Origin of the sequence: Acidovorax sp. Leaf78 (assembly GCF_001422735.1) — a bacterium.
Classification (GTDB): Bacteria; Pseudomonadota; Gammaproteobacteria; order Burkholderiales; family Burkholderiaceae_C; genus Acidovorax.
On sequence record NZ_LMLZ01000003.1, the window covers coordinates 14,447 to 38,712 of the forward strand.

25 protein-coding genes are annotated in these 24,266 nt (G+C 68.6%); 14 read left to right on the forward strand and 11 right to left on the reverse strand.

What is annotated here, in order from left to right; all coding sequences use genetic code 11:
* Positions 1 to 23 precede the first annotated feature (23 nt).
* Positions 24 to 2,216, forward strand: coding sequence for an acetoacetate--CoA ligase (locus tag ASF16_RS03945; RefSeq protein ID WP_056163063.1), 2,193 nt, complete (start codon positions 24 to 26; stop codon positions 2,214 to 2,216).
* A gap of 272 nt (positions 2,217 to 2,488) precedes the next feature.
* On the opposite strand, the gene ASF16_RS03950 is transcribed toward ASF16_RS03945, so the two are convergent.
* Together ASF16_RS03950 and ASF16_RS03955 are read right to left on the reverse strand one after the other, a co-directional pair.
* Positions 2,489 to 3,526, reverse strand: coding sequence for a tripartite tricarboxylate transporter substrate binding protein (locus ASF16_RS03950; protein WP_235507250.1), 1,038 nt, complete (start codon positions 3,524 to 3,526; stop codon positions 2,489 to 2,491).
* A 116-nt stretch (positions 3,527 to 3,642) separates the two neighbouring features.
* Positions 3,643 to 5,607: an acyl-CoA synthetase gene (locus ASF16_RS03955; RefSeq protein ID WP_056163400.1), complete on the reverse strand. Its 1,965-nt coding sequence runs from the start codon at positions 5,605 to 5,607 to the stop codon at positions 3,643 to 3,645.
* A 228-nt stretch (positions 5,608 to 5,835) separates the two neighbouring features.
* Between ASF16_RS03955 and pssA the strand changes: the two genes are divergently transcribed.
* Complete coding sequence (gene pssA, locus ASF16_RS03960) at positions 5,836 to 6,462, forward strand: CDP-diacylglycerol--serine O-phosphatidyltransferase (protein ID WP_056163067.1); 627 nt, start codon at positions 5,836 to 5,838, stop codon at positions 6,460 to 6,462.
* A 66-nt stretch (positions 6,463 to 6,528) separates the two neighbouring features.
* Here the strand turns inward: pssA and ASF16_RS03965 are convergent, their stop codons facing one another.
* Positions 6,529 to 7,458 (reverse strand): DMT family transporter, encoded by a 930-nt coding sequence (locus ASF16_RS03965; protein WP_056163070.1) that lies wholly within the window; start codon positions 7,456 to 7,458, stop codon positions 6,529 to 6,531.
* A 216-nt stretch (positions 7,459 to 7,674) separates the two neighbouring features.
* Between ASF16_RS03965 and ASF16_RS03970 the strand changes: the two genes are divergently transcribed.
* From ASF16_RS03970 to yccS, 7 genes are all read left to right on the forward strand, one after another.
* A complete protein-coding gene (locus tag ASF16_RS03970) occupies positions 7,675 to 8,442 on the forward strand; it encodes a hypothetical protein (protein WP_235507251.1) in 768 nt (255 codons plus the stop codon).
* 154 nt (positions 8,443 to 8,596) lie between these two features.
* Positions 8,597 to 8,923 (forward strand): hypothetical protein, encoded by a 327-nt coding sequence (locus tag ASF16_RS03975; protein WP_056163073.1) that lies wholly within the window; start codon positions 8,597 to 8,599, stop codon positions 8,921 to 8,923.
* 210 nt (positions 8,924 to 9,133) lie between these two features.
* A complete protein-coding gene (minC, locus tag ASF16_RS03980) occupies positions 9,134 to 9,937 on the forward strand; it encodes a septum site-determining protein MinC (protein WP_056163076.1) in 804 nt (267 codons plus the stop codon).
* 4 nt (positions 9,938 to 9,941) lie between these two features.
* Positions 9,942 to 10,760, forward strand: a complete 819-nt coding sequence (minD, locus tag ASF16_RS03985; protein WP_056163081.1) for a septum site-determining protein MinD — start codon at positions 9,942 to 9,944, stop codon at positions 10,758 to 10,760.
* A gap of 3 nt (positions 10,761 to 10,763) precedes the next feature.
* Positions 10,764 to 11,030, forward strand: a complete 267-nt coding sequence (gene minE, locus ASF16_RS03990) for a cell division topological specificity factor MinE (protein ID WP_056163087.1) — start codon at positions 10,764 to 10,766, stop codon at positions 11,028 to 11,030.
* A gap of 74 nt (positions 11,031 to 11,104) precedes the next feature.
* Positions 11,105 to 11,497 (forward strand): VOC family protein, encoded by a 393-nt coding sequence (locus ASF16_RS03995; RefSeq protein WP_056163091.1) that lies wholly within the window; start codon positions 11,105 to 11,107, stop codon positions 11,495 to 11,497.
* A gap of 89 nt (positions 11,498 to 11,586) precedes the next feature.
* The gene (gene yccS, locus ASF16_RS04000; RefSeq protein ID WP_235507252.1) at positions 11,587 to 13,866 is read left to right on the forward strand and encodes a YccS family putative transporter; all 2,280 of its coding nucleotides are present in this window, start codon (positions 11,587 to 11,589) and stop codon (positions 13,864 to 13,866) included.
* 40 nt (positions 13,867 to 13,906) lie between these two features.
* Here yccS and ASF16_RS04005 read toward each other — a convergent pair whose 3' ends face one another.
* Positions 13,907 to 14,482, reverse strand: coding sequence for an MOSC domain-containing protein (locus tag ASF16_RS04005; protein ID WP_056163097.1), 576 nt, complete (start codon positions 14,480 to 14,482; stop codon positions 13,907 to 13,909).
* 73 nt (positions 14,483 to 14,555) lie between these two features.
* A complete protein-coding gene (locus tag ASF16_RS04010) occupies positions 14,556 to 15,077 on the reverse strand; it encodes a flavin reductase family protein (protein WP_056163102.1) in 522 nt (173 codons plus the stop codon).
* 253 nt (positions 15,078 to 15,330) lie between these two features.
* Here ASF16_RS04010 and ASF16_RS04015 point away from each other — a divergent pair, with 253 nt between their 5' ends.
* Positions 15,331 to 16,119 (forward strand): alpha/beta fold hydrolase, encoded by a 789-nt coding sequence (locus ASF16_RS04015; protein ID WP_056163105.1) that lies wholly within the window; start codon positions 15,331 to 15,333, stop codon positions 16,117 to 16,119.
* 116 nt (positions 16,120 to 16,235) lie between these two features.
* Positions 16,236 to 17,009 carry a YdcF family protein gene (locus tag ASF16_RS04020; protein ID WP_056163108.1) on the forward strand — a complete coding sequence of 258 codons (774 nt, stop codon included), beginning with the start codon at positions 16,236 to 16,238 and terminating at the stop codon, positions 17,007 to 17,009.
* 9 nt (positions 17,010 to 17,018) lie between these two features.
* Here ASF16_RS04020 and ASF16_RS04025 read toward each other — a convergent pair whose 3' ends face one another.
* From ASF16_RS04025 to ASF16_RS04035, 3 genes are read right to left on the reverse strand one after another with little or no spacing between them, the layout of a single operon-like run.
* A complete protein-coding gene (locus tag ASF16_RS04025; protein WP_056163111.1) occupies positions 17,019 to 17,366 on the reverse strand; it encodes a hypothetical protein in 348 nt (115 codons plus the stop codon).
* A gap of 51 nt (positions 17,367 to 17,417) precedes the next feature.
* Complete coding sequence (locus ASF16_RS04030) at positions 17,418 to 17,978, reverse strand: NAD(P)H-dependent oxidoreductase (protein WP_056163407.1); 561 nt, start codon at positions 17,976 to 17,978, stop codon at positions 17,418 to 17,420.
* A gap of 38 nt (positions 17,979 to 18,016) precedes the next feature.
* Complete coding sequence (locus ASF16_RS04035; protein ID WP_056163410.1) at positions 18,017 to 19,354, reverse strand: D-amino acid dehydrogenase; 1,338 nt, start codon at positions 19,352 to 19,354, stop codon at positions 18,017 to 18,019.
* A gap of 117 nt (positions 19,355 to 19,471) precedes the next feature.
* Between ASF16_RS04035 and ASF16_RS04040 the strand changes: the two genes are divergently transcribed.
* Complete coding sequence (locus ASF16_RS04040) at positions 19,472 to 20,383, forward strand: LysR family transcriptional regulator ArgP (RefSeq protein ID WP_056163114.1); 912 nt, start codon at positions 19,472 to 19,474, stop codon at positions 20,381 to 20,383.
* 129 nt (positions 20,384 to 20,512) lie between these two features.
* Positions 20,513 to 21,136 carry a TetR/AcrR family transcriptional regulator gene (locus ASF16_RS04045; protein WP_156371934.1) on the forward strand — a complete coding sequence of 208 codons (624 nt, stop codon included), beginning with the start codon at positions 20,513 to 20,515 and terminating at the stop codon, positions 21,134 to 21,136.
* 89 nt (positions 21,137 to 21,225) lie between these two features.
* Here ASF16_RS04045 and ASF16_RS04050 read toward each other — a convergent pair whose 3' ends face one another.
* From ASF16_RS04050 to ASF16_RS04060, 3 genes are all read right to left on the reverse strand, one after another.
* Entirely contained in the window at positions 21,226 to 21,648 is a 423-nt protein-coding gene (locus ASF16_RS04050; protein WP_056163117.1) for a universal stress protein, read from the reverse strand.
* 116 nt (positions 21,649 to 21,764) lie between these two features.
* Entirely contained in the window at positions 21,765 to 22,610 is an 846-nt protein-coding gene (locus tag ASF16_RS04055) for a metallophosphoesterase (RefSeq protein ID WP_056163119.1), read from the reverse strand.
* 32 nt (positions 22,611 to 22,642) lie between these two features.
* Positions 22,643 to 23,602 (reverse strand): LysR family transcriptional regulator, encoded by a 960-nt coding sequence (locus tag ASF16_RS04060; RefSeq protein WP_056163417.1) that lies wholly within the window; start codon positions 23,600 to 23,602, stop codon positions 22,643 to 22,645.
* 137 nt (positions 23,603 to 23,739) lie between these two features.
* Here ASF16_RS04060 and ASF16_RS04065 point away from each other — a divergent pair, with 137 nt between their 5' ends.
* Entirely contained in the window at positions 23,740 to 24,180 is a 441-nt protein-coding gene (locus tag ASF16_RS04065) for a hypothetical protein (protein WP_056163122.1), read from the forward strand.
* The last annotated feature ends 86 nt before the right edge of the window (positions 24,181 to 24,266 follow it).

The window sequence follows — 24,266 nt, forward strand, 5'->3', positions numbered from 1 at the left end:
GATGCGCTGCTACCTTGCAGGCGATGGAGACAACAACACCCCCCGTCGGCCCAGGTACCTCGGCCGAGGGCGCACGACCGCCCTACATCCCCCAGATCCGCCTGTACCAGAACTGGCTGCGCGACGAGCGCGGCATCGCGTTCGACAGCTACGACGCGCTGTGGCGCTGGTCCACCACGGAGCTCGACGCCTTTTGGCAAAGCGTGTGGGACTACTTTGATCTGCAGTCGCCCACGCCGCACACCGCCGTGCTGGCACACAACACCATGCCGGGCGCGCAGTGGTTCCCGGGCGCGCAGGTCAACTACGCGCGGCAGGCGCTGCGGCATGTAGATGCCGCGCACGCTGCCGGACTGCCGGCCATCATCAGCCGCAACGAAAAAGGCCACCACCGCGAAATGAGCTGGCCCGAGCTGCGCCGCCAGGTCGCATCCCTGGCGCTGCATCTCAAGGCCCAGGGCATTGAACCCGGCGACCGCGTGGCCGCCTACCTGCCCAACGTGCCCGAGGCGATGGTCGCCTTTCTGGCCACGGTGAGCATCGGCGGCGTGTGGAGCATCTGCGCGCCCGACATGGGCACGCATGCGGTGCTCGACCGGTTCCGGCAGATCGAGCCCAAGGTGCTGATCGGCGTGGACGGCGTGAGCTACGGCGGCCGCGACCACGACCGCACGGCTGTGCTGGCAGAGCTGCGCGCCACGCTGCCCAGCGTGCAGCACGGCATCATGCTGGGCAACCTGGATACATCGGTGTCCATGGCTGGCTGGGAAAGCTGGACGAGCGCTACCGCCCGCAACGATGCTGACACCACTGCCTTCGAGCCCCTGTGGCTGCCCTTCGACCACCCGCTGTGGATCGTCTACTCCAGCGGCACCACCGGCCTGCCCAAACCCATCGTGCACGGCCACGGCGGCACGGTGCTGGTGGCGCTGCAACTCAAGGTGCTGCACAACGACATCGGCTGCAGCTACGAGCCCAACAGCTTCGGCGAGCGCTACCACTGGTACAGCTCCACCGGCTGGGTGATGTGGAATGCGCAGCTCTCGGGGCTGCTGTCGGGCACCACCTGCGTGATCTACGACGGCAACCCGGGCGGCAGCAAGGAGCACCCGGACTGGGGTGTGCTGTGGCGCTTTGCGGCCGATACCGGCGTGACCTTTTTCGGCGCGGGTGCCGCGTTCTTTGCCAATTGCATGAAGGCAGGCATCACGCTTGCGGACTATGGCGACCTGACCCGCATCCGCGCTTTGGGCACCACGGGCTCGCCGTTGTCGCCCGAGGTGCAGGAGTGGGGGACTGCGCAGTTCGAGGCGCTGGGCACATCCGGCATCTGGTGGAACAACATCTCTGGCGGTACCGATTTTTGCGGCGCCTTCATCGGCGGCCACCGCGAACTGCCCCAGGTGCCCGGCGAGATGCAGTGCCGCATGCTGGGCGCGGCGGTGGAGTCCTGGAACGCCGAGGGCCTGCCGGTCATGGACGAGGTGGGCGAGTTGGTGTGCGCGCAGCCGATCCCGTCGATGCCGCTGTACCTGTGGGGCGACGTGAGCACCGCCGGGCCGCCCCAAGGTACGAAGGCCCCCCTGGGGGGCAGCGACCCACACGCAGTGGGGAAGCGTGGGGGCGATCCGTTCGGGTCGAGGTATCTGTCGAGCTACTTCGACATGTACCCCGCAGGCCACGGCCGCAAGCCAGGTGGTGGCGACGGCCCCGCCAGCATGGGCGCGGTGTGGCGCCATGGCGACTGGCTCAAGATCGGCGCCCACGGCGGCTGCGTCATCTACGGCCGCAGCGACGCCACCATCAACCGCCACGGCCTGCGCATGGGCACGAGTGAGATCTACAGCGCAGTCGAGTCCTTGCCCGAGGTGCTCGACAGCCTGGTGGTGGACCTGGAGTACCTGGGCCGCGAGAGCTACATGCCGCTGTTCGTGGTGCTGCGCGCTGGCAGCGTGCTGGACGATGCCCTGCGCAGCCGCATCAACGGTGCGGTGCGCACGGCGCTATCTCCCCGTTTTGTGCCAGACGACATCTTTGTGGTGGCCGAGGTGCCGCGCACCCTGAGCGGCAAGAAGCAGGAGTTGCCGATCAAGAAGCTGCTGCTGGGGCAGCCGATAGAGAAGGTGGTCAACAAGGATGCGATGGCGAACCCGGGGTGTCTGGAATGGTATGTGGCGTTTGCGGCGGAGCGGGCTGCGAAGCTACAAAATGCATAGCTGCTAGGGCAGATGGAGTAAGCGGTAGCGGCCGTTTGGACTTGGTTTTACGCGAGTGCGCGAAGACCTTGTCGACCCCAGATCTACCAAGCATTAGCGGCGCCCGGTTTTAGCTCCCTCTCCCCTCGTGGGAGAGGGTTGGGGAGAGGGGGCTTGTGCGAGGCGCCGTGCCTTATCACCCCTCTCCCCCGCCCTCTCCCGCAAGGGGAGAGGGAGTTTCGGGGCGTTATCGGCGATGTGGTCAGGGCGACAGGCCCCCAGTCATCCACGCCTCAATCCAGCTTCGCCCCAGACGCCTTGATCAACCGCTCCCACACTGGCCGCTCCTTCGCAATCGCGGCGGAAAACAACGCGGGCGAGCTGCTCTGCACGTCGAACCCCATCGCCGCGATGCGCTGGGCCACATCGGGCAGCTGCGTGGCCTTGCGCACTTCGTCGGCGATCCGCTCCAGGATGGCCGGGGGCGTGCCTGCAGGGGCGCCAAAGGCCAGCCAGCCCGCCACGCGGTAGGCCTCGTCGTTCAGGCCCTGCTCGGCCAGCGTGGGCACGTTGGGCAGGGTGCCCATGCGGCGCTCGCCGCTCACGCCGATGGCCTTGAGCTTGCCGGCCTCCAGGTGGGGCTTGACCTGCAGCGCGCTGGCGAATGCGATCTGGATCTGCCCGCCCAGCAGGTCCTGCACCATGGGCGCCTCGCCGCGGTAGGCCACGTGGCTCATGTCGGCGTTCTGCGACTGGCTCATGTACGCGCCGGCCAGGTGCGGGTAGGCGCCCGTGCCGTACGAGCCGTAGGCGACCTTGCCCTTGTTCGCCACCACGTACTTGAGCAGCTCGGGGCCCGTGGCCACGGGCACGCTGGGGTGGGCCACCAGCACCAGCGGCGCGATCGCGATCTGGTAGATGGGCGCGATGTCCCGCTCGGGGCTGTAGGGGAGCTTGGTGTACAGGAACTGGTTGGTGAGCATCGAATTGCTCAGGCCCAGCAGCAGCGTGTAGCCGTCGGGCGGGGCCTTGGCCACCGCGTCGGTGCCGATGATGCCGGCCGCGCCGGGCTTGTTGTCGATGACCATGGGCTGGCCCAGGCCCACGGCCATCTTCTCGGCCAGCACGCGCGCCAGCACGTCGGTGGCGCCGCCTGCGGCGAAGGGTACGACCACCTTGATGGGCTTGCTAGGGTACGGCGCGGCCTGCGCGAACGCAGCCGTGCCGCTGCCGGCGGACAGCGCCAGCGCCGCGGCGCCGAGCCAGGCGCGGCGGTTCATCGCGTTGATGTTCTTCGTTGTCATCGTCGTCTTCGGGGCCGGTGTGGTCATGCGGTGTCTCCTGGAATGGTTATGGACGGAAAAGCAGCAAAGCAGAACGCAGCGAAAACAGCAAGATCAAAAAGGAAGCAACGGGTGGGCGCAACCCGGCTGGTCAGCCGGCCGGATCAGGCCTTGGCCTGCACCACCTGCACCGTGGTGCGCACCGGCAGCGGCGCCAGCATCGCGTCCAGGCGCGCCTGCAGGGCCTCGGCCGCGTCGGGCGTGCCGTCGGTGGCGATCACCACGCGCACGGCGTTGTCCCCGTCGGGCAGCACATCGCGCGCGCCGTCGGCACCCAGCTCCGCGCAGGCTGCATCCACCAGCGCGGCCACCGTGTGGCAGGCCGCTCGCAGGCGCAGCTCGGGCTTGAAGATCTTGCCCACATTGGTCACCGGCATGCTGCCCAGCACCTGCACCCAGCGCGGGCGGGCCACGGCTTCGTCCACGCGCCCGGCGGTGAAGGCGAGCAGCTCGGCCGCGGTGGCCTCGGCGCCCGGCACCAGCGTGGCGTAGACCACGGGCAGCTCGCCCGCATAGGCATCGGGCGCGCCCACGGCGGCGCACAGCTGCACGGCGGGGTGGGCGCCCAGCGCATCTTCGATCACCTTGGGGTCGATGTTGTGGCCGCTGCGGATGATGAGGTCCTTGGAGCGGCCGCTCAGGTGCAGCCGCCCCTCGCCATCCACAAAGCCCAGGTCGCCCGTGGCCAGCCAGCCGTCGTGCGTGAAGGCGCGGGCCGTGTCGGCCGCGTCCAGAAAGCCCGAGAACAGGTTGGGCGACTTGAAGAGCACCATGCCCGCCTCGCCGGGCGGCATGTCCTGGTCCGACGCATTGCCGTGCGCATCCAGCGCCACGATGCGCAGCTGCGTGTACGGCAGCCGCCAGCCCACGCAGCCTGCGGGGGCCTCTACGCCCGGCGGCGTGATGGTGGAGATGCCGGCCATCTCCGTCATGCCCAGGCTCTCGTGCACATGCAGGCCGAACAGCCGCTCGAAGCGCGCCGCCAGTTCGGGCGCCAGGATGGCCGCGCCGGTGCGGCAGTAGCGCAGCGAGCGGATGTCGGCGCCATCCAGCGGCACGTTGGCCAGCGCGGCCAGCACCGTGGGCACGGCCGAGAGGTAGGTGCAGCGGTAGCGCTCGGCCAGGCGCCAGTAGTTGGCGATGACCTCGCGGTTGCGGAACAGGCCGGTGGTGGGGATGATGGTCTCCACCCCCGCAGACAGCGCGGCCAGCGAGCCCGGCAGCACACCCGCCACGTGGAACAGCGGGTAGCCGTTGATGCCCACGTCGCCCGGCGTGATGCCCTGCATCTGCACGCTGCCCCAGGCGGTGAACACCTGCGCGCCGTGGCTGTGGCGCGCGAGCTTGGGCGCACCCGTGGTGCCGCCGGTGTGAAAGTACGCGGCGATGTCGGTGGCCGCGATGCGCCGGCGGCTCACCAGGTGGTCTGCGGGTTGCGCGGTGCGTGCCGCGAAGTCCATCACGCCATCGGGCAGCGCGGGAGTCGCGCCCTTTACGTCGCCCTGCGCCTCGTCATGCGGCGCCACGCGCAGCACGGTGGTCAGCGTCGGCACCTGGCCGCGCAGGCGCAAGGCCTTGGCCCACAGGCCTGCGTCGCCGTCGGTGCGCTCGTCGCCCCAGGCGATCAGTACCTTGGCGCGTGCCAGGGTCATCATGGCCGCGATCTTCTCGTCGGTGAGCATGGGGTTGAGCGGCTGCACGATGCCCGCCGCCTCGCCGCCCCACAGGGCCAGGTGGTATTCCAGGCAGCCGGGCAGCAGCACGGCCACAGCGACCTCGGGACCCACACCCAGCGTGTGCAGCAGGTTGGCCGTCTGGTGGATGCCGGCCAGCAGCTGGTTGAACGACCAGCGCATCGGTGTGTCGTCCGGGTTGGCAGTGGGCAGGAAGGTCAGCGCGGTCTTGTCGCCGAACGCGTGGGCTGCGTTGCAGAAGATCTCGTAGGTGCTTTGCACCGGCAGCGCCTGGGCCAGGGGCCGGGCCTCCAGGCGCTCGACGTCGGCCAGGCTGCGGATGCTCGCCACCCGGGAGAAGGGCGGGTTCAGGGGCGGTGCGGAGGTGGTGGTCATGGGGTCGGCAGTGGACGGATCAGGCATTGTTGGGCCGGCGGGCCGTCCTGACAATCTCGGGGCGTCCCCAGGGGGACCCCCACCGCGCCATGCGCCCGCGGCGGGCGTCGCCGCTCTGCCGGGCGGGCGGTGTGCCTACAGAAAACGCCGCGCACAGCCGCTCATAATGCGGCGTCCTGAGAACGTAACCGCGTTCTTGCCCACCACGGCGTGAACGGAGCCCTCGACATGAACACACCTCAACATCCCAAGCGTTTCTCCATGATCCGCGAATTCCACCTGGCCGACTGGTTCACGCTGGGCAATGCCGTCTGTGGCGTGGGCGCGCTGTTCTCGTCCATGACCTACCTGGAAACCGGCGACGTGGTGCACGTGTACTTCGCCGCCGCCCTGGTGCTGGCCGCGCTGATCTTCGACGTGCTCGATGGCCGCATCGCCCGCTGGCGCCAAAAGAGCTCGGCCATGGGCCGCGAACTCGACTCGCTGGCCGACGTGATCTCGTTCGGCGTGGCGCCCGCCATCATTGCGTATGCCTGCGGCATGCAGGGGCTGTTCGACCGCATCGTGCTGGCGTACTTCGTGGCCTGCGGCGTGTCGCGCCTGGCGCGCTACAACGTCACGGCCGAGACGCTGTCCGAAGGCACGGGCAAGGTGAAGTACTTTGAAGGCACGCCGATCCCCACCTCCATCGTGCTGGTCGCCCTGATGGCCCTGGCCGCCTGGCTGGGCGCGGTGCGTGAGAACCTGTGGTTCGGCAAGATGCTGATTGGCGGCTTCACGCTGCACCCGCTGGTACTGATCTTCGCGGTGTCGGGCTCGCTGATGATCAGCCGCATCCGCATCCCCAAACTCTGATTGCTACTAAAAACATAGCTGCTAGCGCTTGCCAGGCAAGCGGTAGCAGCTTTTTTTATTCAAATCTCAGCGTGCCGCGGGCTTGCGGTTGACCAGCACGATGCCGGCGGCCACCAGCACCAGCGCGGTCACCAGCCCCGGCGTCACCGGCTCACCCAGCCACAGCGCGCCGAACAGCAGGGCGAACACCGGGGTCAGGAACACGAACACCGAGATCTTGGTCGCCGGGTAGTGCGCCAGCATCCACATCCAGGCCAGGTAGCTGGCAAACGCCCCCACCAGCGCCTGCGTCAACAGCGACCCCCAGGCAAAAGCGCTGAACTGCCAGACCCAGGGTTCGCCCAGCACCAGCGAGATCACCGGCAGCACCGCCGTGCTCACGCACACCTGGTAGAGCAGTTGTTTGGCAGGCGGCACGGCGGCAAGCGGCGTGGTGCGGATGACCACGGTGGTCAGGGCCCACATCAGGCCCGCGGCCAGCCCCAGCAGGTCGCCCAGCCAGGCGCGGGGCAGGGCCGCGTTGGCGGGGCCCATCAGCCCGTCGCCCAGTGCCAGCCCCACGCCGACGAACGCCGCCGCCAGGCCCAGCCATTGCCAGCCCTGCAGGCGCTCGCCGGGAATGAAGCGCGGCAGCAGCAGCGCCACCCAGAACGGCGATGCGTACAGGAACACCGTCAGCCGCGAGGCGCTGGTGTACTGCAGGCCCAGGTAGATGCACGCAAACTCCCCCGCGAACAGCGCGCCGGCCAGCAGCCCCCCGCGCGCCGCCCCGGCGGGCTCGGCCGCCGCGGACAGGCGCACGCCGCGCCACAGGCACCAGGCCACCACCGCCGCGGTGGCCAGCGCAAAGCGCACAAAGGCCTGGAACACCGGTGCTACCTCGGCCACGGTGGCTTTGACCAGCACCTGCTGGAAGCCCCAGAACATGCAGCAGGCCAGCAGGATGGCAATGGCCAGGGAGTCGATGTGTGTTTTGCGGGTGGAGGTAGACGGCATCGGGCGATTATGAAAGGGGCTGCGTGGGGGCGCTGACGCGTCTGTTGCACCGCAGATCGCCCTCGCGCCACCGGCATCCACGGTGCGCTGCAAGCGGTCACGGCAGCGCGCGTCCTACACGCGCTGCGGCATTGGCGCACGCCCTGTAACGGTGAGATGTGCGTATGGTGAAGAGCCATGGTGGTGCTCTGCCACCGCCGAACGCCCGCGTCGCCTATGCCACCCTTCCGTACCGTCCTTCGAACCCTGCAACAGAGCCTGCTGCTCGGCGGCGCCGTGCTGGTCTTGGCGGGTAGCCCCGCGCAAGGGCAGTCATCCGCCCCGCTGGCGCATTCGGGTCCCGCGTCGCGCCCACTGACGGGGCAGTCGTCGGTGCAGCCCTCGGCGCACGGGTCGCGCCTCGCGCAGTTCGGGAGCGAAAGCGCCTCGGCCGACGCACGGCGCATTGCCCACTGGGCGTTTCACTCGGGCGACCATCGCCGTCACGCCGTGGTGGTGGTCGACAAGAAAGACGCGAAGGTCTATGTCTTCAGCCCCGATGGCAAGCTGCAGGGCGCCACGCCCGCGCTGATGGGCTCGGCCATCGGCGACCACACGGTGCCCGGCATCGGCGACAAGCCCATCGCCCAAGTGCTGCCGGCCGAGCGCACCACACCGGCAGGCCGCTTCGTGGCAGAGCCTGGAACCAACGCCAGCGGTGAAGACGTGGTGTGGGTGGACTACGACGCGGCAGTGTCCATGCACCGCGTGCGTGCCAACGTGAAGTCCGAGCGCCGGCTTGAGCGGCTGGCGTCCAGCACGCCCAAGGACAACCGCATTTCATACGGCTGCATCAACCTGCCGGTGGTCTTCTACGAGAAGGTGCTGAGCCCCGCGGTGCGCAGCACCGGCGCGGTGGTGTACGTGCTGCCCGAAACGCGCCCTGCCGCCAGCCTGTTTGGTACGTACGACGTGCCGGGCAATGCAGAGCCTGCGCGTCGCTGAGTGCTTGGGGTGGACAGGGGGGTGTGTGCAGGCCCCTGTCCGACACAGGCTGCGGACCCGGGATGACGCTGCGCGCACCAGGACCTTTTAATCTGAATGCAGCTGGCGACGGTGCTGGCAATTTCCATCATTCACAGATCCAAGGAGTCCCCTCATGTCCACATCCAAGAATTCGCTGAAGGCATTGCTCGCAGGGTTGGCCACCGTTGCCGTGGTGGGTACCGCCATCGCTCAAAGCAACCCGCCCGCTCCATCCAACCCTAACCCGGCCACGGGCGCTGGCCAGCAAAGCACCCAGAACACACCCATGGGCAGCACCGGCACCCAGGGCGCTACCGGTGGCACCGGCGCAACTGGCGCCACGGGCGCGGGCACCAGCGGTTCTTCGGGCGCGACGATGGGCTCCGGCAATGCTGCCAGTTCGTCGGGCTCCGGCATGGCCACGGCGCCTGCCCGTCCAGCACGCGCTGACCGCAACTGAGTACGCTCTTTCTGCCAATACAAAAAGCCGGGCTTGCCCGGCTTTTTGTCGTCCTGGTGGCGCAGGTGGTGGCTGCCGGTGCCCGCAGGATGCTGGCCCTGAGGTGGGCCAGAGCGTGCCGTCAACGCCTTCTGCCAGGGCTGGCGTGGCCCCACGGTACACTTTGCGCCTTCCCCAACAGGTTCCTGCGCCCTTTCCACACGTCCATTCATGGCCCTTACGACGGCGGCCCAGTCCCGCACCAGCTTTGATCTCAAAAGCGCCTCGCTGCCCGTGGTGGCCGTGGTGCTCAAGACCACCGACGCCGCGCAGTTCGCGGCCGACCTGGCCGACCGCGTGGCCGATGCACCGGGCTTCTTCGACTTCGACCCCGTGCTGATCGATCTGGCTGCCGTCAAGGATGCCGAGGACCCCATCGATTTCGCAGCCCTGGTGGCCACCTTGCGCAGCCACAGCACGCTGCCCGTGGCCGTGCGCGGCGGCAGCGCCGCCCAGATGGACGCCGCCCGCGCCGCCGGCCTGGCTGCCGCGCCCGATGCCGCCCCGCTGCGTGCTGAACCCGCTCCGGCGGCCGCGCCCGAAGTGCGCGAGGTGATCCGCGAGGTCGAAGTGGTGCGCGAGGTGCAGGTCGAAGTGCCTGTGGCGGGCCCCGGCACCGTGGTCATCGACAAGCCCCTGCGCTCGGGCCAGCAGGTGTATGCCCGCGGCGCCGACCTGGTGGTGATGGCCGTGGTGAGCTTTGGCGCCGAGGTCATTGCCGATGGCAACATCCACGTCTACGCACCGCTGCGTGGCCGGGCCATTGCCGGCGCGCGGGGCAACACCGAAGCCCGCATCTTTTCCACCTGCATGGAGCCGCAGCTGGTGTCCATCGCAGGCATCTACCGCACCACCGAGACCGCGCTGCCCGACGAAGTCGCCGGCCGGCCCGCCCAGGTGCGCCTGGAAGGCGAAAAGCTCCTCATCGAGCCGCTGCGAAATCCTGTACGTATCAACCCCAGAGAGACTCAATAAACCCATGGCCAAAATCGTCGTCGTGACTTCCGGCAAGGGTGGTGTGGGCAAGACCACCACCAGCGCCAGCTTCGCCACCGGCCTCGCCCTGCGCGGCCACAAGACCGCCGTGATCGACTTCGACGTCGGCCTGCGCAACCTGGACCTGATCATGGGCTGCGAGCGCCGCGTGGTGTACGACCTGATCAACGTGATCCAGGGCGAGGCCAACCTGAACCAGGCGCTCATCAAGGACAAGCAGTGCGACAACCTGTTCGTGCTGGCCGCCAGCCAGACGCGCGACAAGGATGCGCTCACGCAGGACGGCGTGGAGAAGGTGCTCAAGGACCTGGCCGCGATGGACTTCGAGTACATCGTTTGCGACTCCCCCGCCGGCATCGAAAGCGGCGCGCTCATGGCGATGCACTTCGCCGACGAGGCGCTGCTGGTGACCAATCCCGAGGTGTCGTCGGTGCGCGACTCCGACCGTATCCTGGGCATGCTGGGCAGCAAGACCCAACGCGCCATCGACGGCGGCGAGCCCATCAAGGAGCACCTGCTCATCACGCGCTACAACCCGAGCCGCGTCGAAGACGGCCAGATGCTGAGCCTGGAAGACATCCAGGACATCCTGCGCATCAAGCTGATCGGCGTGATTCCGGAGTCCGAAGTGGTGCTGCAGTCGTCCAACCAGGGCACGCCGGCCATCCACGCGCAGGGCACCGATGTGTCCGAGGCCTACAAGGACGTGATCGACCGCTTCCTGGGCGCCACCGACAAGCCGCTGCGCTTCATCGAGGCGGAAAAGCCCGGCTTCTTCAAACGCCTGTTCGGGAGCAAATAAGCCATGGCTTCTTTCCTGTCCTTTCTGCTCGGCGAAAAGAAGAAGACGGCCAGCGTCGCCAAGGAGCGCCTGCAGATCATCCTCGCGCACGAGCGCAACGGCCGCAACGCCTCCGAGCCCGACTACCTGCCTGCCCTGCAGCGCGAGCTGGTGGCCGTGATCTCCAAGTACGTGAAGATCAACCCCGAAGACCTCAAGGTGCACCTGGAGCGCCAGGACAACCTGGAAGTGCTGGAAGTCAAGATCGAGCTGCCGGACACAGTGCGCTGAGCGCTGCACGCCGGTGCGGCCGACGCGTCCCTGCCGGGGCCCGGGGCCGCGCCCCTGACGACAGGACCCCCAGCATGCTGTCCCATGTATTCATCGGCGTGAACGATTTCGAGCGCGCCATGGCGTTCTACCGCCCGGTGATGGAGCGCCTGGGCCTGGCGCTGCGGTTTGCAGAGCCTGAACGGCCATGGGCCGGCTGGCAGACGCCCGGCGTGGCGCGGCCGCTGTTCCTCATCGGCCGGCCTTTTGACGAGCAGGCCGCCCAGCCCGGCAACGGTGCCATGAACGCGCTGCTGGCTGCCGACCGGGCCACGGTGGACGCCGTCCACGCGCTGGCCCTGCGCCACGGCGGCAGCTGCGACGGGCCGCCGGGCCTGCGCCCGCACTACCACGCGAACTATTACGGTGCGTATTTCCGAGACCCGGACGGCAACAAGCTGTGCGTGTGCTGCCACGGGGCGGGCTGACCGCAGGATCTTCCGTCCGTACCGCCTGGGTTGAGGCTGGCAGGTCGCCGGCATGGCCGGCTTATTGCTTAACATCAGGGTAATCCCTAATGCGAGGCAGTCCTGTGGACGAATCCTGGAAACTCAGCTGGCAGCGCGCCCGCCACCACGAAGGCTTCACACGCGGCGCGCGGGCCTTTTTCGCCCTGGCGGCGGTGCTCGCCTGCGGTTGGTGGGCCGACTGGCAGGCCGAGCTCACGCCCGTGCTGCTGGGCGTGATCGCCAGCGCGCTCACCGAGACCGATGACAGCTGGCGGGGGCGCCTGCGGGCGCAGCTGCTGGCGCTGGGGTGCTTTGGCCTCATGGCGCTGGCGGTGTGGGCCACGGTGTCCTGGCCCTGGGCGCTGATGGGGGCCATGGTAATGTCGGCCTGGGCGCTCACCCTGCTGGGCGCGCTCAGCGAGCGCTACCGCGCCATCGCGTTCGGCTCGCTCATCCTGTTCATCTATGCGGCCCTGGCCGCCGACGCCAGCCGCGCCGCGGCCGAGCAGGCCACGCCGCTGATGCTGGCCGGGGCTGCCTGGTACGGCGTGGTCTCGGTGGTCTGGAGCCTGGCCATGCCCCGGGCCCCGGTGCGCTTTCGAATGGCCAGGCTGTATGCGGTGCTGGGCGAATACCTGCGGCTGAAGGCCCTGCTGCTCGAGCCCGTGCGCGACGTGGACCTGGAGCGCCGCCGCATGGCGCTGGCCCTGCACAACGGCCGCGTGGTGGATGCGCTCAATGCTGCCAAGGAAAGCCTCATGAGCCGCATGGGCCGCGGCGCGCCGCCGCCGTGGCTGCAGACGGCCATGCACCAGTACCTGGCCGCGCAGGATGTGCACGAGCGCGTGAGCTCGTCGCACGAGCACTACGACCTGCTGGCGCAGTCGTTCTTTCACAGCGACGTGCTGTACCGCTGCCAGCGCGTGCTCACGCTGCTGGGCGAGCAGGCGCTCAAGCTGTCGGTGGCGATGCAGGAGCAGTCGCGGCCGCAGCACTGGGGTGCCACGGCCCGCGCCATCGAGGACATGCAGGCGGCCATCGCCCACCAGGACGCGGCTGCGGCTGCGGCGCTCGATGGATCTGATGCCGCCAATGCCCCGCTGCCCGCCATGGCCCGCCCGCTGCGCTCGCTGCATGCGCTGGGCCACAACCTCACTGCCATGGCCGGCGTGTTTGCGGGCGCACTCGCGCTGCCGGCAGACCCGCAGGCCGACAGCGCGGTGGACCACACCCTGTTCGACCGCGAGCCCCGCAGCCTGCGCGATGCCGGGTCGCGCCTGCGAGCGCAGCTCAGCGCCCGCTCTGCCTGGCTGCGGCACAGCGTGCGCCTGAGCTTGTCGCTGGCCGTGGGTTTTGCCGTCATGCAGGCCACGGCCGACCCGCACGGCTACTGGATCCTGCTGACCATCGTGTTCGTGAGCCAGCCGCAGTACGCGGCCACCCAGACGCGGCTGCTGCAGCGCGCCAAGGGCACGGCCATGGGGCTGGCGCTGGGCTGGGCGGCGATCCAGCTCTTTCCGGGGGCGCTGGTGCAGGCGGCGTTGCTGGTGTTCGCCGGGGCGCTGTTCTTCGGCGCGCGGCACACGCGCTACACGCTGGCCACTGCGGCGGTCACCATGCTGCTGCTGCTGAGCTTTCAGCAGATGGGCACCTCGCAGGGCGTCATCGCGGCGCGCCTGCTCGACACCGCCGTGGGGTGCCTGATCGCGGCTGCGGCGTCGTGGCTGGTGTGGCCGCACTGGCAGTCGCGCCAGTGGCCGCAGCTGGCCGCCCAGGTGCTGCAGACGCAGGCGCTGTACCTGCGCGCAATCCTCGCGCAGTACCACAGCGGCAAGTGCGACCACCTCGAATACCGCCTGGCCCGGCGCAACGCCCACAACGCGGACGCAGCGCTGTCCAACTCGTACAGTGCCATGCTCAAGGAGCCGTTGCGCGTGCGCGGCAATGCCGCGGTGATGGCGAGCTTTCTGTGCCTGTCGCACACGCAGCTCAACTACCTGTCGGCCCTCGGTGCGCAGCGCGGCGCGCAAGGCACGCAGCCGGTGGACGACGCCACACAGGCGCTGGCGCGCACGCTGCTGGTGTCGCTGCAGCAACTGTCGCAGGAGCTCGAGCGGGCGCAGCAGCAGTCGGGCGTGCGCCGGCGCCATGCGGTGGCAGCCCCTGCCGTCGAGCAGGTGCTGCGCGAGTTCGGCACGCCGCCGCACGCCGCCATGCCGCAGCCCCCAGCGACCGCGCACAGCCTGATGGCGGCGCAGCTGCTGCTGGTGGGCAAGGTGTTTCCGCAGCTGCAGGCGCATGCGCGGCAGCTGGTCGAGCCGGACACCGGGGCTGCAGGGCGGGCCTGATCGGAACCAGGTGCAGGGGGCTGCGCGGCCTGGCGGCCGGTCAGCGGATGTGCTTGGCGAACTTGGCCGCAAAGGCCTGCGCAATGCTCAGGCCGCGCTGCCCGGGCACCAGTGTGGCCGTCTGGCCTGCGGCAAGCGTGCCCGGCTGGTCTACCGCCAGGTAGTAGCCGCAGCAGCCGGCCATCGCCATCGCGCGCCCGGCCTGTGCAAAGCCCATCACGGCGTTGAACTTGGAGCAGGGCTCGCGCGGCGCTGTCACGCGCAGCACGCAGTCCGGAAAGTGCAGCTCGTCGCCCACGAAGATCTCGTGCTCCAGCGGTCCGTCCACCGTGAGGTTCTCCCCCACGAACCCTGGCGGCAGCGCTTCGTCGAACAGGCTCACGCCGCGCTCCAGGCGCTGGGCCTGCCAGAACGCGTAGTGCACGGCCGGGTAGGCGTACACGGCCTTTTGCAGGCCGCCATGGATGCTCAGTTCCACTTGCTCGTCGCCGTGCAGTCCCAGCGGGCCGGCAGGGACCGCGCCCTGCACAGGCGACTTGCCGATGCCGGTGAGCAAGCTGCGCTCGCCCACCCGCAGGCGGCGCGCGGTGCCGATGTTGATGCTGCGGATGTGCATGAAGAAGACGGGACGGTAGCAGGTGGCGTGCGTGGGTGGCCAACGCAAAAACGCCGCGGCCGGGGGCCGTGCGCTACAGCGGGTGCTCGGTGTAGAACCGGCCGCCGTGGTACAGCAGCGGCGGCACGCCCGCGCGGTGGCTGCAGCGCTCGACCTCGCCCACGAAGATCACGTGGTCGCCTTCTTCGTAGCGGCTGCGGTTGAAGCACTCGAAGGTCGCGGCGGCACCTGCCAGCACCGGCGCGTTGCTGATGCCCGGGCTGTGGTCCACGCCGGTCCAGCGGTCCACGCCTTTGGAGGCGAAGCGCTCGGCCAGCGACTTCTGGTCGGCCGCCAGCACGTTGATGGCGTAGTGCGAGCCGTTGGCAAAGGCCGGCATCGACGCGGCGGCGCGCGACAGGCTCCAGAGCACCAGGGGCGGGTCGAGCGAGACAGAATTGAAGGAGCTCGCGGTGAGCCCCACCAGGGCACCATCGCCGTTGCGCGCGGTGACGATGGTGACGCCGGTGGCGAACATGCCCAGCGCATCGCGGAATTCGCGGACGGAAAAGCTGGGAGGGCGGGCGAGGGCAGGGCGGGGCAAGGGCAGGTTCACAACAGCAGCGGCACGGCGAAGGCGCAAGGGCCAGAGCAGCCATTATGAAACGTGCCCTGTAACCGTGCCGTGCCGAGGGCTGCGCAGCCGCCGCTGCACCCGCCGCTGCAGCTGCCCACGCTGGCGGCTCGAAGGGCCTTGCACCGCGTATCGGGGCCCTGTCGGGCTGACTGCCGATAATCAGGGCATCCCCGCGGCGGTGCCCCTTTGGCTGCCCCGGGCGCCGTCCTCTTCTTTTCTGGATTCCGACCGCATGGCCCTTCTTCCCACCTTCACCACCCTGGGCTCCGGGCCCACCGTGCTGATGCTGCACGACGCCGACGGCGACCACGTCACCTTCGCCCCGCAGGTCGAGGCCCTCGCGACCGCCGGGTACCGCGCCGTGGCCTGGAACATGCCGGGCTACGGCCGCAGCGCGCCCATCGAGCCCTACAGCTTCAAGGGCCTGGCCGAGAGCTGCCTGTTGCTGATCGATGCCTTGAAGTGCAGCTCGGTGTCGTTGGTGGGCCATGGCATGGGCGCCATGGTGGCGCTGGAAGTGGCGGTGCGCAAACCGGCGGCAGTGCGGCGTCTGGTGCTGTGCGCCGGTGGCCCGGCCCTGGATGCGCAGGCCACGCAGGACTGGGTGGAGCCCCGGCTGGCGGCGCTGCAGGCGCTGGAGCAGGGCGGCAGCATGGAGCAGCTGGCGCACACGTTGGTGCCGCGGTTCATCGGTACCGGTGCGCTGCCCGAGGGCGCGCGGCTGGCCACCCATGCGCTGTCGCAGGTGTACCCCGGCGCCTACCGGCGCGCACTGCAGGCGCTGGGCACCTTCGACCGGGGCGCTGCGGCGCTCCAGTCGTTGAGCGTGCCGACCTTGCTGGTGGGGGGCGGCCAGGACCGCTGCACCCCGCCCGAAGCCTTGCAGGCGCTGGCCCAGGTGATGCCGGATGCCGAGCACCTGAACCTGCCGCATGTGGGCCACTGGCCGCAGCTGGAAGACCCGGAGAACTTTGACGGCGCGTTGCTGGAGTTTCTGGTGCGCCCGCGGGTACTGCATTGACCTGAAGCCGGGTGAACGCCCGCCCGGGCTGCGTGGCCACGGTGGCGCTTGTGCGTCACCGTGCGGCGTGCGTCCGGGCACCGGGTGTGCACTGGCATGATGGCCGCCCTCTACCTATGTGGTTCCTGCTCAAGAAAATCCTGTCCGCGGTGCTGATGCCCCCGGTGCTCAGCATCCTGCTGGCCTTCGTGGGCCTGTGGATTGCGCGGCGCCACCGTCGCACGGGCCTGCTGATCGCGGTGCTGTCGCTGCTGTCCGTGCTGGCGCTTTCCTGGCCGCCGGTGTCGGGCGCGCTGGTGCGCAGCCTGGAGCGTTATCCGCCCATCGTGCAGGCCGACCTGGCCCGTGCCCAGGCCATCGTGGTGCTGGGCGGCGGGCCCGACGCCACGGCGCCCGACAACGGCACCGATGTGCTCAGCCGCGGCGCGCGCGAGCGGCTGCGCTACGCCGTGGCGCTGCAGCGCCAGACCGGGCTGCCCCTGCTGATCACGGGCGGCTCGTTCGGCGGCGCGCGGGCCGAGGCGCTGGTCATGAAGGACGTGGCCGAGCATGAGCTGCGCGGCCGCGTGCGCTGGACCGAAGTGCATTCGCTCGACACGCAGGGCAATGCGGCGAATTCCACGCCCGTGCTCAAGGCCGCGGGCATCGAGCGCATCGCGCTGGTGACCCACGGCTGGCACATGGTGCGTGCGGCCGATCTGTTTCGGCGCCAGGGGCTCGACGTGCTGCCCGCGCCCATGGGGTTCACGTACACATCGTCCCACCGTCTGCAGCGGCTGTTGCCGCGCGCATCGGCGCTGGCGGACAGCAGCCTGGCGCTGCACGAGTGGCTGGGCATCCTGGCCCAGCGCGGCGGCGCGTGGGTCCGCAGGGTGGCGGGTTCGGCCTGAACCTGCGGTCTAGGTGAGTGGCGTGGGTGGCGTCGGCGGCAAGGTCCAGCCACGGGCCAGGAGCTGCTGCTGCAAAACGGCCAGTGCGTCCGCTGCGCCGGCGTGGTCCTCCAGTTCGATGTGGATTTTGTTCTGCAGCTTCTCTGGCTCCCACAAGTCGCCGCGCACCCGGCAGATGGCCTGGCCCAGGGCCGCACCGCCATGCGCCTGCCAGTAGAAGTCGTAGCTCTGGTTGGCGCCATGCCGCTCGATGAAGTGCGGTGCGTGTGCGCCCAGCGTGTCGAACACCCGCTGCGCCGCGGGCTGCAGCGCCAGCCCGGGCGGTGGCGGCAACAACAGCAGCGTGAGGGTGGTCACCAGGTCACCATATCGTCATGCGGCAGGGGCTGTGCCCGCGTGGCCTGCGCTTCAGGCCGCGGCCAGGAACGTCGCTGCAGCGGCCACGGCCTGCGCATCTGCCTGCACCGCATTCGGCGGCCCGCCCTTGCCCCAGAGTGCGCCGCCCCAGGTCATCGACAGGAACTTGGCGCACAACTCCACGGAGTCGATCATCGGCTGGGCCTTGGCCCGGTCGCCGCTGGTGGTGATGAGTGCCAGCGTCTTGGCGCCCATGGGCTCCTTGAACGCCAGGCCCGGCACGCGCATCCAGGCGCTCCAGTGGTCGAGGTAGGTCTTGAGCGGCGACGGAATGCTGTACCAGTACACGGGGGCCACGAAGACGATGTGCGTGGCCGCGAGCGTGGCGTCCAGCAGGGTCTTCATGTCGCCTTCGGGCGGCGCGTAGGTGCCCGAGGTGTGGCGCTGGTCCACGAAGGGCGGCAGGTCCATGCGCGCCAGGTGGTGCCAGGTTTGCGCGGTACCGGCGGGCAGCGCGGCGGCCGCCTGGCGGGCCAGCCACTCGGTGTTGCCGGTGTGGCCGGGCTCGCGGGTGGAGGTGGTGAGAAAGAGGTAGTGCGGTGCTGAAGACATGGCGGGCATCGTAGCGAAACCCGCCTGTCTCTGCAGGCTCAGGCCGCAACCACGGCGCGGGGCGCGCGTGCTGCCTCGGTCCCCAGAAAGCCGAAGTTCATCGCGGGTCGTTCGCCGCAGATGAGTTCGGCCAGCGCCTTGCCGGAGCCTGCGCCGTGCGTCCAGCCCAGCGTGCCGTGGCCGGCGTTGACCCAGAGCTTGCCCACGCGGGTCTGGCCGATGAAGGGGATGTTGGTGGGCGTGGCGGGACGCAGGCCCGTCCAGTACTGCGGGTTGCCGCCTTCTTCGGGCGTGCGGGTGTCGCACACGCCCGGCAGGATGGTCTCGATACGGCGCGACAGCATGTGGCAGCGGGCGCGTGCCAGGGTGCTGTCCAGCGACAGGTCGTAGCCGTTGAGCTCGATGGTGCCCGCCACGCGCAGGTGGTTGCCCAGCCGGCTCATGGCGATCTTCTTGCCGTCGTCGATGGTCGACACCATGGGCGCGCCCTCGGGCTTGAGCAGCGGGAACGTGGCGCTGTAGCCCTTGCCGGGGTAGATGGGCAGGTCCACACCCACGGTGCGCAGCAGCGGCGCGCTGTAGGAGCCGCAGGCCACCACCACGGCATCGCCCTTCACTATGAAGTCTTTTTTGCCGCCACCGCTTGTCTGGCGTGCCATGACAGCTACTGAATCGATAGCATCGCCGATCTTGTTGAGCCGCAGCACGTCGTGGCCGTACAGGAACTGCGCGCCACGCTCCAAGCAGCGGCGGGCCAGCTCCTGCGTGAACACGCGGGCATCGCCGCTCTCGTCGGTGCTGGTGTAGGTGCCGCCGGTGATCTTGTCGCCGTAGGCCTTGAAAGCAGGCTCGATCTGCAGCAGCTCGTCGCGGCTGACCAGGCGGCGCTGCACGCCGTGCTTGCGCATCAGCTCCACCGCGTGGCCTGCGGCGTCGAACGATTTCTGGTCGGTGTAGAAGTGGGCAATGCCGCGCTCCAGGCGGTTGTATTCGATGCCCGTGGTGCTGACCAGGTCCTTCAGCGCCGCGTGGCTGTACGCGCCCAGCGCCACGATCTGCTGCACATTGCGCTCGAACGCGGCATCGTTGCACTGCGCGAGGAACTGCAGGCCCCAGCGCCACTGGTGCCAGTCCAGGTGCGGGCGAAACAGCAGCGGCGCCTCGTTGTCGAACATCCACTTGAGCGCCTTGAGTGGGGCATCGCGGTTGGCCCACGGCTCGCAGTAGCTCACCGAGATCTGCGCTGCGTTGGCAAAACTGGTCTCCAGCGCCGCATCGGGCTGGCGATCGACCACGACGACCTCGTGGCCCCGCTCGAGCAAATGCCAGGCCGTGCTGATGCCGATGATGCCGGCGCCCAGGATGATGGTTTTCATGGGGCGCAGTGTGATCCACATTGCGTTCCACTAAAAGCAAAATTAAACTTACTCCAAAAACATCAGCGGGCCTAATAAAGCGGGCAGCGCTTTCACCAGTTCATACACCGCCAGATCATGAGCACCTACGACCCCGCCGCCCTGGAATGCCTTGCCGCCATCGTCGAAGAGGGCGGCTTCGAGCGGGCGGCACAGCGCCTGAACGTGACCCAGTCCGCCGTCTCGCAGCGCTTGCGCGCGCTGGAGGCGCAGGTGGGCTCGGTGCTCATCGTGCGCAGCCGGCCGCTGCGGCCGACGTCGGCAGGGCAGTTGCTGCTCAAGCACACCAAGCAGCTGCGCCTCTTGCGCGCCGACCTGGAGCGCGACCTGCACGAACTGGCACCCAGCGCGCCCGGAGGCACGCGCGAAGACGAGCGCATCTCCATCGCCATCAATGCCGACAGCATTGCCACCTGGGCCATGGGTGCGCTGCACGACTTGGTGTGCCAGCGCCTGCCGCTCGAGATCATCGTGGACGACCAGGACTTCACGCAGGAGTGGCTGCGCTCGGGCCAGGTGCTGGGCTGCGTGACCACACTCAAGCAAGCGCTGCGTGGCTGCAAGATGGTGCCGCTGGGCGCCATGCCCTATGTGGCGGTGGCGGCCACCCGGTATGCCGAGCAGCACCTGCCGCAGGGTCTCACGCCGCACAACTTCCGCGACGTGTCGTTCCTGGCCTTCAACCGCAAGGACGACATGGCTGCGGAGTTCGTGGCCAGGGCCTTCGGCTTGAAGCGGGTGGCCTTGAACCACCTTTTCGTGCCAGGGTCGGAGGCACAGTTGCGTGCCGTGGCAGCAGGCTGGGCCGTGGGGGTGATCCCCGAGCTGCTCGCACGCCCCGCCATTGCGGACGGCAGCCTGGTGAACGTGGCGCCGGGGCGGTCGTTGCCTATCCAGCTGTACTGGCACTGCTGGAACCTGGAATCGGAATTGCTTGACGCATTGACCGCCGCCTTGACAGGTGCTGCGGCGCATTCGCTGGTGTCCTGAAGGCAGGCGGTGCGCCGGTCAGCCTGTCCGGCACAACCCCGGCGACGAAATCTGCCATGCGGGTAAACACCGTGAACGATGTAGTTGCATTGCAACTGGGTCATTTATTTTTCTACCGCAATGTATAAAATGGACGCCATGCAAACGCAGCCCACCAAACCGTCCTTCAAGGAGCAGATGCACCAGGCCCGCGAGGAAGCCATCCTGCGCTCCACCTGCCAACTGCTCGGCGAAAAAGCCTTCGACGCCATGACCATGGACGACGTGGCCAACGCCGTGGGCATCGCCAAGGCCAGCCTGTACAAGCATTTCTGCAGCAAGGAAGAGTTGTGCAGCGCCGCCATGGTGCAGATCCTGGGGCGGGTGAAGGCCTACCTTGCCAGCCTGCCGCAGGAGATGCCACCGGTGGAAAAGCTGCAGTCCCTGGTGCGCTGGTCACTGGAGCGCCTGCTGACCAACGAGATGCCGCTGCTGCCCAGCCGCAATTCCACGCTGCGCGCGGTGCTGATGGCCAACAAGGACTACCTCGACGGCCTGGTCACCGTGAGCGACCAGATCGGCGAGTGGATCACGGTGGCCCAGTCGCAGGGCCTGATCAACCCCACGCTGCCGCCGCTGGTGGTGCTCTACACGCTGTACGCCCGCGCCTGCGACCCGGTGGTGAGCTTCCTCAAGGAAGGCGGGCAGTATTCGGACGCCGAGATCATCGACCTGGTGGTGCGCACCTGCTTCGAGGGGCTGGCGGCGCGCTAGTCCTGGCGCAGATCACGCCCTCACGCAAAAAGCCTTGCATGCCGGGCTTTTTGCATGGCGAGCGGCACGGGCCGCGCCGCTTTAGTGCATCAGCGCACCAGCAGCACCGGCACTTTGCTGTGTGCCAGCACCTGGGTGGTCACCGAGCCCATGACCAGCGTGGCCAGCGCTCCGTGGCCGTGGGAGCCCATCACCAGCAGGTCGAACTTGCCCGAGTCCGCCACCTTGGCGATGGACTCGCCCACCGCGCCCACCTTGATGCTGCGCTTGGCGTCGATGCCGTGGCGGCCGAGGAACTTGCACACGGGGGCGAGGACCTTCTCGGCTTCTTCGGCGTGGTAGTTGTCCACCACGTCCTTGCCCAGCGCAGAGCGTGCGCGGGCGGGCAGCGGGGCCTGCACGGTGAGCACGGTGTACTGGTGGTTGCCGCTGAGCAGTTCCTCGTGGGTGGCGAGGTAGGCCAGCATTTTCTTGGTGTACGCGCTGCCGTCGACAGCAAGCAGGATGTTCATGAGGTGCTCCAGAAAAAGGGATGGGGTCAGACTACTGCGCGGGGACTTCTGTTGTCTTGACCTGGGTCATGCTTTTTCTCCTGCGCCTGCGGCGCCGTGGGGCACCCGCAAGCCCATCATACGGTGACGCAAAAATGCGGCTCGAACGCAGCCTGCTCGCCCTTGCGGGCATAGCCCAGCGGGTTGGCCACTACGCGGCACTGCCAGGGCACACCGTTGGCGTGCACGCCGCGCACCACATAGTCGCTGGGGGCGTGCAGGTGGCCGTGCAGCCAGAGCTGGGCCTGGGGCAACAGGGCATCGAGCGCATTGCAAAAACCCGCGGTGCCGGGCACCAGGCCGTAGCGCGGGTCGGCGCTCAGGAGGCTGGGCGCGAAGTGCGTGACCACCACCGTGGGGCCGTCGAACGGCGTCGCCAGCGCTGCGGAGAGCCAGGCCTGGCTGGCCAGGGCTTCCTCGCGCATCGGCTCTGCCAGAAAGGGCTCGCCCTGGCGCGTGCCGCCCGTCTTGCGCAGGTAGAAGTTCGCGGCGCGGAAGGCCTTGTCGCGGTGCTTCAGGCGGCGGGTGATGTCGGTGGCGCCTTCATGCTCAGCCAGGGCGTCGAAGTCGCTCCAGAGCGTGGCACCGACAAAGCGCACGCCGTGCAGCTGCAGCGTTTCACGCTCCAGCCACGCAATGCCCAGCCGCTCGCAGGTGCGGCGCAGGCGGGCATGGGCTTCGTCGAAGTCCTGCGCGTCGTACTCGTGGTTGCCGGGCACGAAGAGCACGGGGGTGGGCCAGCCCGCGTATTGGGGCAGGGGTGAAAAGCGCGCCAGGCCGAAGTCGTCGTCGGCCAGCAGTGAGCCCGTCTGGTAGGAGCCCACGTCCCCGGCCAGCACCAGCACGTCGGCACCCGGCGCAGGTTCGGGCTTGAAATGGGGGTGGACTTCCAGGTGCAGGTCGGACAGCAGTTGAATCTTCATGGACCGGGCAGTCTACGTCCTCGCGCAAATCCTCAGGTTTCGGGAAAGGTCCGCCGGGCCGACCGCGCCAAGGCCTGCAGCAGCCACGTCATGGCGGTCTGCTGGGCGCTGCGGCGGCGCCACAGGGCATCCACGTGCACGGGCGGCACGTCCAGCGGCAGGGTGCGTTGCACCAGCGCATCGGCGATCCCGGTCACCGGAACGAAGTGGCGTGGCAGCACGGTGAGCAGGTCCGAGCCCGAGACCACCCGTCCGGCCGTGAAGAACTGGTTGACGGTGATCACGACCTTGCGCTCGCGCCCCAGCGACGCCAAGGCCTCGTCGATGAAGCCGAAGGGCCGGCCCGAGAAGCTCACCAGCATGTGGCGGGCCTCGCAGTACACGTCCAGCGTCAGGGGCGCGGTGGCCAGTGGATGGCCCTGGCGCATCACGCACACGTATTCGCCGTCGTACAGGCGCCGGCTCTCGAAAGCCACCGCATCGCCCGACTGGGCGCGCGCCGTCAGGTCGGCCAGCACGGCAGGGAAGTAGCCCACGGCCATGTCGGCCGCCTCGTCATCGAGCAGGCGGCGGGGGTCGCGGGTGGTCAGCGGCAGCACGCGGATGGCGATGCCGGGCGCCTCGCGCTCGATGATCTCGACCAGCGCTGGCACCAGCGTGGCCGCAGTGGCGTCGGCCATGGCCAGCACAAAGGTGGATTCGGCCGTGGCAGGGTCGAACCGCCCGGGCGCGAAGGAGTCCTGCAACTGCGCCAGCGCTTCGCGCACCGGTGGCCACAGGGCCAGCGCGCGGGCGGTGGGCTCCACACCCTGGCCGCTGCGCACCACCAGCTCGTCGCCCACCACGTCCCGCAGGCGGCGCATCGCGTTGCTCACGGCGGGTTGGGTGATGGACAGCTTGTGGGCCGCGCGCGTCAGGCTGCGCTCTGCCATCACCTCGTCGAAAACACGCAACAAGTTGAGGTCCAGGGAGCGGAAGTTCAAAGGTGTCATGGCTGTGCCTGCCAGCAATTATCACCAATGTGAATATCCATGATTCAAAATATAAACTTGAATGCTGAAAGGGTAAACCCTAATATCACCCCATCGCCCGGCAATCACGCCACAAGCGTTAGAAAAGGGAAACCGAAATGACCACCTTCGCACACGTTGACTACCCCACCGAACACCTTGGCGTTGTACGCGCCGAAAACGCCGCCGCTGCCCTGAAGCGCGCCGCCACCCAATTTGACGGCGCCCGTGGCGCTGCCACCCTCCTGCTGGCTGCCGTGGTGTCCGCACTGCTGGTGGTGGCCCACCAAGTGGTCGACACCTGGACCGAAGGCCACCTGCTGGCCGCGTGGATGGTGTTGTGGCTCGTCGCCTTCGCCGCCCTGGCCCTGCTGACCTCGCCAGCACGCCGTGCCAGCGCTGTCCTGCGCGTGGCTGGCAAGGCCTTCACCGAAAACCGCCGCCGCGCTGCCGAAGACGAGCGCACCTGGCAAGTCGCCATGAAGGACCCCCGCATCATGGCCGAACTGAACCACGCCATGGGCATCGCCACGGTGAGCGACATTCGCAAGTACTACTGAGATGGACGGTGCGGCCAGACCGCACGATCCGCTGAACTTTAAAAGCCGTGGCGTTCTCGCCACGGCTTTTTTTGTGGCCTGCAGAT

Coding starts and splice junctions, on each gene's coding strand:
- ASF16_RS04040 (WP_056163114.1), top strand. CDS start 19,472: ATGAGCACCTACGACCCCGCCGCCCTGGAATGCCTTGCCGCCATCGTC.
- ASF16_RS04065 (WP_056163122.1), top strand. CDS start 23,740: ATGACCACCTTCGCACACGTTGACTACCCCACCGAACACCTTGGCGTT.
- minC (WP_056163076.1), top strand. CDS start 9,134: ATGGCCCTTACGACGGCGGCCCAGTCCCGCACCAGCTTTGATCTCAAA.
- yccS (WP_235507252.1), top strand. CDS start 11,587: ATGCGAGGCAGTCCTGTGGACGAATCCTGGAAACTCAGCTGGCAGCGC.
- ASF16_RS03995 (WP_056163091.1), top strand. CDS start 11,105: ATGCTGTCCCATGTATTCATCGGCGTGAACGATTTCGAGCGCGCCATG.
- ASF16_RS03950 (WP_235507250.1), bottom strand. CDS start 3,526: ATGACCACACCGGCCCCGAAGACGACGATGACAACGAAGAACATCAAC.
- ASF16_RS04030 (WP_056163407.1), bottom strand. CDS start 17,978: ATGTCTTCAGCACCGCACTACCTCTTTCTCACCACCTCCACCCGCGAG.
- ASF16_RS04060 (WP_056163417.1), bottom strand. CDS start 23,602: ATGACACCTTTGAACTTCCGCTCCCTGGACCTCAACTTGTTGCGTGTT.
- ASF16_RS04055 (WP_056163119.1), bottom strand. CDS start 22,610: ATGAAGATTCAACTGCTGTCCGACCTGCACCTGGAAGTCCACCCCCAT.
- ASF16_RS04015 (WP_056163105.1), top strand. CDS start 15,331: ATGGCCCTTCTTCCCACCTTCACCACCCTGGGCTCCGGGCCCACCGTG.
- ASF16_RS04050 (WP_056163117.1), bottom strand. CDS start 21,648: ATGAACATCCTGCTTGCTGTCGACGGCAGCGCGTACACCAAGAAAATG.
- ASF16_RS04035 (WP_056163410.1), bottom strand. CDS start 19,354: ATGAAAACCATCATCCTGGGCGCCGGCATCATCGGCATCAGCACGGCC.
- ASF16_RS03975 (WP_056163073.1), top strand. CDS start 8,597: ATGTCCACATCCAAGAATTCGCTGAAGGCATTGCTCGCAGGGTTGGCC.
- ASF16_RS03955 (WP_056163400.1), bottom strand. CDS start 5,607: ATGACCACCACCTCCGCACCGCCCCTGAACCCGCCCTTCTCCCGGGTG.
- ASF16_RS03965 (WP_056163070.1), bottom strand. CDS start 7,458: ATGCCGTCTACCTCCACCCGCAAAACACACATCGACTCCCTGGCCATT.
- ASF16_RS04045 (WP_156371934.1), top strand. CDS start 20,513: ATGGACGCCATGCAAACGCAGCCCACCAAACCGTCCTTCAAGGAGCAG.
- ASF16_RS04020 (WP_056163108.1), top strand. CDS start 16,236: ATGTGGTTCCTGCTCAAGAAAATCCTGTCCGCGGTGCTGATGCCCCCG.
- ASF16_RS03945 (WP_056163063.1), top strand. CDS start 24: ATGGAGACAACAACACCCCCCGTCGGCCCAGGTACCTCGGCCGAGGGC.
- minD (WP_056163081.1), top strand. CDS start 9,942: ATGGCCAAAATCGTCGTCGTGACTTCCGGCAAGGGTGGTGTGGGCAAG.
- ASF16_RS03970 (WP_235507251.1), top strand. CDS start 7,675: ATGCCACCCTTCCGTACCGTCCTTCGAACCCTGCAACAGAGCCTGCTG.
- ASF16_RS04005 (WP_056163097.1), bottom strand. CDS start 14,482: ATGCACATCCGCAGCATCAACATCGGCACCGCGCGCCGCCTGCGGGTG.
- pssA (WP_056163067.1), top strand. CDS start 5,836: ATGAACACACCTCAACATCCCAAGCGTTTCTCCATGATCCGCGAATTC.
- minE (WP_056163087.1), top strand. CDS start 10,764: ATGGCTTCTTTCCTGTCCTTTCTGCTCGGCGAAAAGAAGAAGACGGCC.